This is a genomic window from Mesorhizobium sp. WSM3868 (assembly GCF_002294785.1).
In the GTDB taxonomy this organism is placed as follows: domain Bacteria; phylum Pseudomonadota; class Alphaproteobacteria; order Rhizobiales; family Rhizobiaceae; genus Mesorhizobium.
On record NZ_NSGB01000001.1, the window covers coordinates 431678 to 442617 of the forward strand.

The window sequence follows — 10940 nt, forward strand, 5'->3', positions numbered from 1 at the left end:
TCCGACTCGGCATTGGGAGCTGAATTTGGAGGGGCGTCCAACCGACCAGATTGTGGAGGCACGGCGCCGATCTGCGCTCTGGACCGCCCTCCCAGGTGCATCTTCAACGTCGGCGCGTTCGGCGCAGACGAGCATGGTCTTCAACGCCGACCTCGCAACTGAGGCTACGGCTTTCAATCCGTCCCCAATCGTGAATGAGCTGCGTCAGGAACTTGAGACCTGGCGCGCTCTGCCCAATCCATCGCAATGGAAGGTCACGCCTACCACCCAGCGCCTGCTCCAGCACTGGCGCGCAATTCAGAACGATCCCGCCCAAATCATTCGGCCGTTCTTTTGTCAGCTTGAGGCTGTCGAGGCGGCGATCTGGCTAGCCGAGGTTGCGCCTGAGATGGGGAGGCGCGGCCGACGGTTTATAAATTGGATATCGACCGCCAACAACTTCGCCATCCAGGCCGAAGGTGCAGAGCCCAACGAGGCAGCACCAGACCTTATGCGTATCGCCTTCAAACTGGCGACAGGTGCCGGCAAGACGACAGTCATGGCCATGCTGATCGCGTGGCAGACCCTGAACGCAGTGCGCTCCTCGAGCAGCAGACGCTTCTCGAAAGGCTTCCTGATCGTCACCCCTGGCATAACGATCCGCGATCGGCTCCGCGTGCTACTGCCGAACGATGCGCAGAACTACTACGACGGCCTAAACCTTGTCCCCCACGATCTGCGCCCGGATTTGCTGCGGGCTAACATCGTCATCACCAACTTCCACGCTTTCAAGCTGAGGGAAAACTTTGACGCCGCGAGCGGCACGAGGCAAGTCCTGGAAGGCCATGGCGCGCCGATACAGACACTCGAAACCGAAGGCCAAATGATCCAGCGAGTCATGGGTGACTTGATGGGTGGTAAAGACGTCGTTGTGATCAACGACGAAGCCCACCACTGCTACCGCGAGCGACCAGTTTCCGAGGAGGTCAAGCTCACCGGGGAGGAACGCAAGGAAGCTGACGAAAACAAGGAAGCGGCCAGGCTCTGGATCTCCGGACTCGAAGCACTCAATCGCCATCAGGGCGTTCGTGTCATCTACGATCTATCGGCTACCCCCTTCTTCCTCAGCGGGTCCAATTGGCCCGAAGGCACATTGTTTCCTTGGGTCATGACCGATTTTTCGCTGATGGACGCAATCGAATGCGGGATCGTCAAGCTGCCGAGAGTTCCAATCGCCGACAACCGTGCAGACGGTCAGAAGGTCATGTATCGCAACCTTTGGCCCGCGATACGGCAACGCATGCCGGACAAACGCAAAAAGGGCGAAGGCAAACCGGATCCGCACAAGCTCCCGATCGAACTCAAAGTCGCGCTAGATGCCCTCTACGGCCACTATGAGAAGACGTTTCGCCTATGGGAGAAGGACGGTATTGGCGTTCCGCCCGTCTTCATCGTTGTGTGCAACAACACCACCAACTCCGAGATGCTTCGGGACTACATCGCTGGCTACGCCTATACCGACGAGAACGACCAGGAACGTGTCCGCCAAGGCGAGCTTGAGCTCTTCCGCAACTATGACGACCATGACCAACGCCTCGAGAGGCCACGCACGATCCTGATTGATTCGGCCGCACTGGAAAGTGGCGCCGAGATCGACAAGGCGTTCAAGGATGCCCATGCGACGGAGATCGAGGCATTCAAACGCGAGCGAAGGCGCCGCGATAGCGGCGCTGGCGAAATCACCGATGCTGAGATCCTTCGTGAGGTGATGAACACGGTCGGGCGGGCAGGACGGCTCGGCGAGCAGGTTCGATGCGTCGTTTCTGTATCGATGCTGACGGAAGGCTGGGACGCGAACAACGTAACGCACATCATGGGCCTGCGCGCTTTCGGCTCGCGCTTAATCTGCGAGCAGGTCATCGGCCGTGCGCTCCGGCGCATGTCCTATGATGCCGATCCGCAGACCAGTCTGTTCGGGACCGAATATGCCGACATTATGGGTATCGATGGGCTGAACTTCTCCGATCAAGCCCGCCCGGCGCCACCGCAGCCGCCGCGTGAGATTGTTCATGTGCGTGCCGTTAGTCCGGAGCGCGACCACTTGGAGATCGTTTTCCCCCGCGTCGAGGGCTACCGAACCGACTTCCCGAAGGAACGCATCGACGTCGATCTGTCGCGTCTTGAACCCTACTTGCTGACGCCCGACAAGGTCGGGGCGACCGTTGTCCAGATGTCCGGCATCATCGGAGAGCGACACCAGCTTGGCCTTGCGCACCTGGACGACAAGCGGTTGTCGACTATCGCCTTCGACATTGCGAGCTATTGGGTCTCCGAGAAGTTACGAGACCCGAACGGCGCGCCGAAGACGCACCTTTTCCCACACGCAAAGCGCATCGTCCTGCAATGGCTGAATTCGGACCGACTTGTCTGCAAGGGCGACACGAAACCCGCTCAGCTTCGGTATCGTCAGCTTGCGGACGAGATTTGCGATCTTCTGATGGGCGCGTTGCTCGATCAACCTGGCGGCGCGCCGATTATCCGCGCGGTTCTGGATCCTTTCGCGCCGGATGGCTCCACTGCCGGCGTTAATTTCACTACGTCGAGCAACAGCCGTCATTGGCCGAACCCCGAACGCAGCCACGTCAACTGGATCATCACCGACCAGGACTGGGAGAACAAGCTTGCGGAGATGCTCGACGATCATCCTGATGTCCTCGCTTACGCGAAGAACCACAACCTTCACTTCGAGGTGCCTTACACCAAGGAAGGCGAACCGCATCGCTACCGACCTGATTTCCTGGTGCGCGTGAAGGCCCCGGAAGGCGGCCCGCCGCTGACACTGGTCCTCGAGGTCAAAGGCTTTCGAGGGCACGACGCTATGCTCAAGGCGGAGGCAATCAAGAACAAGTGGATTCCGGCCGTGAACCGGCTGGGCGCCTATGGCCGCTGGAGCTTCGAGGAGTTGCGCAGCGTATACGATTTCAAGCCGGAACTCGATTCGGCGATTATCAGACTGGTGGGGGAGAAAACCTTTGTTTGACAGCACGAAAGAGAGCCTACGGACGCTCCTCGAGCATGTTCGTGAGCGCAAGTTGCAATTGCCAGATTTTCAGAGGGACTGGGTGTGGGACGAGGCTGGAATCCATTCACTCCTGGTCAGCATCGTCCGCGGGTTTCCAGTCGGAGCGATTTTGACCCTGGAAGCAGGAGGCGAGGTCAAGTTTCTCGCTAGACCCTTGGCGACCGTCGAAGCCAATGGGGCGCAGCCCCAGGAATTTTTGCTGGACGGCCAGCAGCGACTGACGAGCCTGGTTCAGTCTTTGACAGGCGACGCACCAGTGCTGACAAAGACAGTGAAAGGAGAGCTTGTCGAGCGTCGTTTTTTTGCCGACCTGAAGCTTGCCACCGAAGATGGCAGCGATCCGGCGGACTGGATCGTAATGACCCGAGGCGACGGCCGCGAAACGAGCGATTTTGGCCGCAAGGTCGAACGGGACTATTCGACAGAAGCCAATCAGTATGAGGCACATGTCTTCCCGCTCAATCGCGTCTTTCGCGAGCACGATTGGTTGTATGGCTATAAGAATTACTGGCATGAGCGTGCAAAGAGCGTCCATGAGACGGATCAGGCGCTTTTCCGGAACATCATCCGGCCGATCCATCGCTACGAAATGCCGGTCATCCGGCTCGCGAAGAGCAATAGTCGCGAGGCGATATGCACCATCTTCGAAAAGGTGAATACCGGAGGGAAAAAGCTGGACGCTTTCGAGCTCTTGACGGCCATATATGCAGGCGAAGAGTTCAATCTCCGATCCGATTGGCTGGGAACCGGCAAAGAAACTGGCCGTCTGGATCGTCTGCGAGGGCATGACAAGCGCCGCGACGTGTATGCCCACGTTGCGAGCACCGACTTTCTCCAGGCGTGCACTGCACTCTCAACTATGGATCGGCGGGCAGAGGCCGCGGCGCAAGGACGAACCGGAAAAGATCTGCCGCCGACGACAATCCGGCGGGACGCAATGCTCGCTTTGCAGCTCTCCGAATACAAACGGCTGGCGGATAGCGTTGAGGAGGGTTTTCTGCAGGCGAAGATGTTCCTGTCGGCGCAAAAGATCATTTGGTTCAAGGACGTTCCCTATCCCTCTCAGGCGATCACTCTTGCTGCCGTGTTCGCGCGATTGCCCAGGGCCGAGCGCACAGCAACGACCCACGACCGCCTGGACCATTGGTTCTGGAGCTGCGTATTCGGCGAGCTCTACGGTGGATCCGTTGAAACCCGTGTCGCAAAGGATATTCCAGAACTTCTCGCATATATCCGCGGCGAAGGCACCGGTGTCGGATCCATCGGCGACGCGGTCTTCCAGATCGATCGGCTCGAATCCCTGAGAAGTCGTCTTGCCGCCGCCTACAAAGGGTTGTCAGCGCGGCTAATGCTCAGTGGCGCGAGGGATTTCGTTTCAGGTGAACCCTTCGAGATCATGACCTACTTCGATCAGCAGGTGGACATCCACCACATTTTCCCGCGAGCCTGGTGCAAGGATAAAGATATTCCCGCCTCGACCTATGATTCGATTATCAATAAGTCTCCTCTTTCAAAATTGACCAACATTCGGATCGGCGGTGACGCACCCTCGATCTATCTCAAGCGTATCGAGGACAACGACGAGGTGGAACCGGTCGTCCTCGATGAGATCTTGCGCTCCCACCTGATCGAACCAGAATTTTTGCGCGCCGACGATTTCAAAGGCTTTTGGAACGCGCGGCGTGAAGCTCTGGCCGGCCTTGTCGAATCCTCCATGAGGAAGCCCGTTGTGCGCTCTGCCACGCTTGTGCTGCCACCAGTGCCATATGATCCTGGAGAGGAAGAAGAACAAGAGGGGGCCATGGCGGCATGAGCACTGACGAGACGCCGGTTGGCATCATCACGCATGACGAGAAGCGCGCGAACATTCCTCCGGCCGAACTTGAGGCTGTGCTCGCCGATGACGACAAGAAGCCAATCAGGATCGCATTTGAGCGGCGCAATCGCGATCTCGACCCGCAGCTTGTTTGGCGCGGCAAGAATCCCGACCAGGCCGAGCTAACGGTCGACGCGCCGCCGATCTACCTGCAGGAACAGGTGCATCCCAAGGCACTGATCGACGATCTGAGAAGCGGCCGCGAGAGAGCGGAGGATTTGTTTGGCCATTTCGGGCTGACGCAAGAGGACCGGGAGGCCGAAGTCGAGTTCTATCGTCACACGCGCAAATGGTCGAATCGGATGATCCTCGGTGACGCGCTGCAGGTCATGTCGTCGCTAGCCGAGCGCGAAGGGCTGAAAGGCCAGGTTCAAGCTATTTATATCGATCCGCCCTATGGCATCCGCTTCAACTCGAACTTCCAGTGGTCAACCACGTCACGGGATGTGAAGGACGGCAAGCTGGAACATCTGACGCGCGAGCCGGAACAGGTGAAGGCTTTTCGCGATACCTGGCGCGACGGAATCCACTCCTATCTTTCCTATCTCCGCGATCGGCTGACCGTGGCGCGCGAGCTGCTGACCGAGAGCGGCAGCTGCTTTGTCCAGATCGGCAACGAGAACGTGCATCGCGTGCGGGCGCTGATGGATGAGGTGTTCGGGGAGAACAATTTCGTCGCGCAGATCGCTTTTGTAAAAACGAGCGGGCTCGGGTCAAAATACCTGAGCAGCCGTTTCGATTATCTTATCTGGTTTGGGCGTGACGCGACGAAGACTAAATTTCGGCGCCCATATCTCGCGAAAACTCGAGAGGATGGAACAGCGGACACCTACTCTTGGATACGCGACGCGACTGGCGACTACCGCGGCCTGTCCAAACGTGAACGAGAGAGCGGCAAAATTCCCGAGGGCTTCGAACTCTACAAGCCGGATAACATCACTTCTCAGGGCAATCCGATCGTCTCCACCGACTTCGACGGTCGGCCTTTTCAACTTAGATCTAAGACGACGGTTGCCGGGCTGGAGCGCTTGCGGAAGTCGGACCGGCTCCATGGCGCGAAAAATAGTGTCCAGTATGTCCGCAAGCTGTCGGACTTTGGCGTGGTGCAGGTTTCAGAACTGTGGGCTGATACCGGCACCGGCAGCTTCACGGATGAGAAGATCTACGTAGTTCAGACTGGCACAAAAACAATCGAACGCTGTCTTTTGATGACCACCGATCCCGGAGACCTGGTGCTCGATCCCACCTGTGGCTCCGGCACCACGGCCTATGTCGCCGAGCAATGGGGACGGCGCTGGATCACCATCGACACTAGCCGCGTGGCGCTTGCGTTGGCACGCGCGCGCATCATGGGCGCAAAATATCCCTGGTATCTGCTGGCCGACAGTCCGGAAGGCCAGATGAAGCTCGCCGAGATGACGCGCACCGCACCTTCAACCCAACAGACCTACGGCGACATCCATCACGGCTTCGTCTACGAGTGCGTGCCGCATATCACTCTCGGCGACATCGCGAACAACACCGAGATTGACGTTATCTGGGAGAAGATGCAGCCGGCCGTAGAGGCTGCGCGCGTGGCGCTGAACGCGACGCTGAAAGGTCATGCGACACCTTTCAAAGTTGAAAGTGGTGGCCGTGCCGGCAAAACGATCGACTTCAGTGCCTCCGGCGAGGTCACGTTGCCTTCGGGCGAAACCGCGCCCGCCAACGGCTTCATGGAATGGGAAATTCCGCGCGAGGCGGTGGCCGGATGGCCTGAAGCAGCCCGTTCGGCGCTCGACGCATTCTGGAATGCACGCATCGCCCGTCAGAAGGAGATCGATGCCTCGATCGCAGCAAAAGCTGAGTTTGAGACACTCTACGACAAGCCCTACGAGGACAAAGGACGCATCCGAGTCGCCGGGCCTTTCACCGTCGAGAGCCTGTCGCCGCACGCGATCTCAGCCGTCGATGAGAATGGAGAGCTGGTCGACGAGATCAATGCCGCCGAGGGCTTGCACCTGCCCGGCGAGCGCGAGGCGGAGAATTACCGCCAGTCGATCATGGAGAACCTCGACAAGGCCGGTGTCCACCAGATGGACAAGAAGGACACGATCAGGTTCGACAGCCTAGCGCCCTGGCCGGGCGAGTGGATCGGCGCAGAAGGCCGCTATCGTGAGGGAAGCGGCGACGACGCGAAGGAACGCCGTGCAGCCATCTTCGTCGGCCCGGAATACGGCACAGTATCCCGAGCCGACCTCGTCGCCTGCGCGCGTGAGGCTGCCGACGCCGGGTTCGACATCGTAATCGCCTGCGCATTCAACTTCGAGGCGCACGCACAGGAACTGCATAGGCTCGGCCGTGTGCCGATCCTGCAGGCGCGGATGAACGCCGATTTGCACATGGCCGTCGACCTCAAGGCCGGTGGCGGGAACCTTTTCGTTGTATTCGGCGAGCCGGACATCGAGCTGAAGCAGCAGGGCGACCGCTACCGCGTCGAACTCAAGGGGGTCGACATCTTTAGGCCCGCGACCGGCGAGGTGGTGAGCTCCGAGCCGGACGACATTGCTTGCTGGTTCATCGACACCGACTACTCGGGCGAGAGCTTCTTCGTGCGCCAAGCCTATTTCCCTGGCGCCGAGGTGCCCTACAAGGCTCTGCGCTCAACGCTTAAGGCCGACATCGACGAAGAGGCCTGGGAGAGCCTAAAGCTGACCGTCTCCCGGCCGTTCTCGAAGCCGAAGTCAGGACGCATCGCGGTGAAGGTGATCAATCACTTGGGGGACGAGGTCATGAAGGTGCTGGGAGTCTAGTGATTGGCCAAGACGCCCGGGAAGCGATTCAAAGCCCAGACAAAGAACGCAAAGCGTGAAGCAATGGCGCGAAAGCGCATGCAGTCGACGCGCACGCTTTTAAGCCAACCGATGCCAGCCGAGAGTAGCAATCACACGATCAGCATCGAGAGGCATCTCGCAAGAGTTCTTGGAAGGTCCCCCACAACGTCGCGGCCGCCCCAGAGCAAGCCGCATCCGTCCATCTCATTTCTGCTCGTCTACGGTGGGAAGACGCCAATTCGTATCGTCCAGAGCCCCGCTCTGATGTTTCTGCCGGATGGTCGGCTGGGAGCTGCGTTGAAGAATCGGGTGTTTCCGATCGTGCGCACCTATGAATACCATCTGGTCGACATAAAACAGTCCGATCACGCGCCCAAGCGCTTGTGCAGCTCTATAGCGGATCGGAACATTCCGCTTCCGACATCGAGCCGCGAGACGGTTTCAGCCCTACCCCTCGACGAATTGTCCAAGCAGTTGCCGGGCGAGAGCGATAGAGGATTTCTTCGTAACCGCGCTGCCAGACATTCCGCCGGCGTGTCGAAGCAAACATCAAATGCGGGACGGCTGGCCTCTACAATCGAGAGACTGAAGGAACGAAGTCTGCCGCAACTGGTCGGCATTTGGAAAAACGCGATCAAGGCGCTCTCCGAAGGTGGCAGGGCCAATTTCAACTCCCAAGAGATTTCAGCCTTTATCGAGGCTGTCGAAACGGAATGGTCGCGCCGCACCGATGAGGATCTATCCACCGATGAGTATTTCCGATGGCCGTCCACAGATGTTGGGCGAACGGAGAACGCCATTGGCTCGTTCGAAGCACAGGGTGAAGGCATGCTTTCATATCTGGAGTATCACGTCGGGCGGTCACATGACCTAGCTCCGAAAGTTCGCCGGGCGATCCTGGAGAGAATTTTCAGGGGGAAGCTCCCGACCGTCTTCTCGAAGGGATACATGGACCAGTGGGGTGAGCCCCAAACCTCCCGCAGGCTTCAGAAGACAGCGGAGTGCATCGCTGCATTCGCTAGGAACTCCAAGCGCCGGGATGACGATCGTTTGGATCAGGCAATCCGCGAGTGGGAAGCGGACCTAGACTGGCTGTTCGATGAATTCTATGTCGGTCATTTCCGCTTTGCTTGGCCGACGACCCGGCGTGACAGTTCTCATTGCCACCAGTTTCACTAAGTCCCTGGCCAAGCTTTCAGGGCAAGAGCAGGCCGCGGTGAAGGTGTCCGCATTCGACATCCAGCAGTATCCTGACAATCCCGGACTGTCGCTGCACCGGATCGACCGCTGCCGGGATCCCGATTTCTGGTCGGCAAGGGTCAACAAAGACATCCGTATGGTCCTGCACAAGCGCGATGGCGACACGGTTCTTATGTATGTCGGGCACCATGACGACGCCTACGACTGGGCGGAGCGCCACCGTCTTGATCGGCATCCGACGACAGGTGCGGCTCAGATCGTCGAGATCCGCGAAACCGTTGAGGAGATTGTCGTCCGTCGCTACGTTGAGGAAGCGGTAAGAAAGCCAGCGCTCCTTGCAACCGAAAGCGACGACACTCTCCGGAGTTGGGGAGTGCCGGAGGATTGGCTCGAGACCGTCAAGCAAGCGACAGACGATACGCTGCTGGACACAGCGAGCCGTCTACCAGACGAGGCTCAGGAGGCGCTTTTGGCCGCCGCGGTAGGCGAGAGGCCTGTGCTCAGGTTTGCGACTCAGGAAGCGTCTGGTTTCAACCACCCCGATGCGCGCCGCCGCTTCGTCATCATTGGCGATGAAGCCGAACTCGCAGCTGCGCTTGATGCTCCTTGGGACGACTGGGCGATCTTTCTACATCCCGCACAGCGGGAATTCGTCGATCGGAATTTCAATGGCCCAGCGCGCGTGATCGGCTCTGCGGGGACCGGCAAGACAGTCGTTGCGCTTCACCGAGCCGTCAGGTTGGCCCGAGAAGGTGCGGACAACCGGGTCCTCCTGACTACTTTCTCTGGCGACTTGGCCGAAGGCCTCAGTCGCAACCTCGACCGACTGACCGGTAACGGTCCCGATATTGCCAAACAGATCACTGTCGCCACGCTTCCAGACGTCGCTCGCCGCCTCGCTGCGCAGTATCTCGGAGACATCAAGATTTGCTCCGACATCGAGGCCATCGTGCTTCTGAAGGAAGCCGCCGCTGCCGAGGGCACCGGTGTGTCACAGGGTTTTCTGATCGACGAATGGCGCCTGGTCGTGGACGCCTGGGACATCCACGACGCCGACACCTATCGAGACCTTCCCCGACTAGGCCGCAAAGTGCGCATGGTCTCCTCACGCCGCGACGAGCTGTGGCGTGTGTTTGCTCGAGTTCGGGCCGCAGTGGAGGCAGACGGCGAACTGACCGAAGCGGGTCTTATGCATCGGTTAGCGCACATGATGAAGGATCTGCATGTCCCGCCGTTTACCAACATCGTTGTCGACGAGGCACAGGATATTTCAGTGCCGGAATTGCATCTGATCGCGGCAATCGTTGGTCATCGTCCCAACGGTCTGTTCTTCGCGGGCGATATCGGGCAGCGGATATTCCGATCGCCTTTCCCCTGGAAGGCCGTAGGCGTCGACATCCAAGGACGCTCCCGCAGCCTAAAGGTGAACTATCGCACGTCGCATCAAATCCGCGCCAAGTCGGATATCCTCCTACCGCCGCGGCTGCTAGAGGCTGACGGCGGCGAGGACAACAGGCTTGGTGTGTCCTCCGTATTCCACGGCCCCCCTCCAGAGCTGCTTCTCTTTGACCGGCCGGAACAGGAGAGCGCCGCCGTTGGCGTCTGGATCAAAGACTCCCTAAGCGAAGGCTTCGCTCCAGAAACGATCGTGGTTCTTGTGCGGTCGGACAATGAACTTCCTCGCGCGCGGGCAGCGATCGATTTGTCTGGAGCGTCCGTCCGGGTTGCGCTGATGCATGATGCGAAGGGACGTGAGTTTCGCGCGGTAGCCGTCATGGCGTGCGACGCAGACGTGCTTCCGAGCGAAAAACGGCTTGTCCAGGCGAGCGACGAGCGAGCGCTGAAAGAAGTCTATGAAAGCGAGCGACACTTGCTTTATGTCGCAGCAACTCGGGCGAGAGAGCGCTTGTGGCTTTCGGCATGCAAACCAGCCTCGGAGTTTCTGGAAGATCTTCTGACCACCTGACCAAGCGCGATCCAAGGCTCGATG

The 10940-nt window shown here is 59.1% G+C and carries 5 protein-coding genes; all 5 read left to right on the top strand.

Going from position 1 to position 10940, the window contains the following annotated elements:
* Window positions 1–133 precede the first annotated feature (133 nt).
* From CK221_RS01915 to CK221_RS01935, 5 genes are read left to right on the top strand one after another with little or no spacing between them, the layout of a single operon-like run.
* On the top strand, window positions 134–3019 hold the full coding sequence (locus tag CK221_RS01915) for a DEAD/DEAH box helicase family protein (protein ID WP_210200027.1): 2886 nt from the start codon (window positions 134–136) through the stop codon (window positions 3017–3019).
* Window positions 3012–4874 carry a DUF262 domain-containing protein gene (locus CK221_RS01920; RefSeq protein ID WP_179295056.1) on the top strand — a complete coding sequence of 621 codons (1863 nt, stop codon included), beginning with the start codon at window positions 3012–3014 and terminating at the stop codon, window positions 4872–4874. Before CK221_RS01915 ends, CK221_RS01920 begins: the two co-directional genes overlap by 8 nt.
* Window positions 4871–7729: a site-specific DNA-methyltransferase gene (locus CK221_RS01925; protein ID WP_095776461.1), complete on the top strand. Its 2859-nt coding sequence runs from the start codon at window positions 4871–4873 to the stop codon at window positions 7727–7729. The genes CK221_RS01920 and CK221_RS01925 overlap by 4 nt, the downstream gene beginning before the upstream one ends.
* A 3-nt stretch (window positions 7730–7732) precedes the next feature.
* Entirely contained in the window at window positions 7733–8929 is a 1197-nt protein-coding gene (locus tag CK221_RS01930) for a hypothetical protein (protein WP_143749005.1), read from the top strand.
* Window positions 8859–10916 carry a UvrD-helicase domain-containing protein gene (locus CK221_RS01935; protein WP_245430559.1) on the top strand — a complete coding sequence of 686 codons (2058 nt, stop codon included), beginning with the start codon at window positions 8859–8861 and terminating at the stop codon, window positions 10914–10916. The genes CK221_RS01930 and CK221_RS01935 overlap by 71 nt, the downstream gene beginning before the upstream one ends.
* The last annotated feature ends 24 nt before the right edge of the window (window positions 10917–10940 follow it).

Coding starts and splice junctions, on each gene's coding strand:
- CK221_RS01915 (WP_210200027.1), top strand. CDS start 134: ATGGTCTTCAACGCCGACCTCGCAACTGAGGCTACGGCTTTCAATCCG.
- CK221_RS01925 (WP_095776461.1), top strand. CDS start 4,871: ATGAGCACTGACGAGACGCCGGTTGGCATCATCACGCATGACGAGAAG.
- CK221_RS01935 (WP_245430559.1), top strand. CDS start 8,859: ATGTCGGTCATTTCCGCTTTGCTTGGCCGACGACCCGGCGTGACAGTT.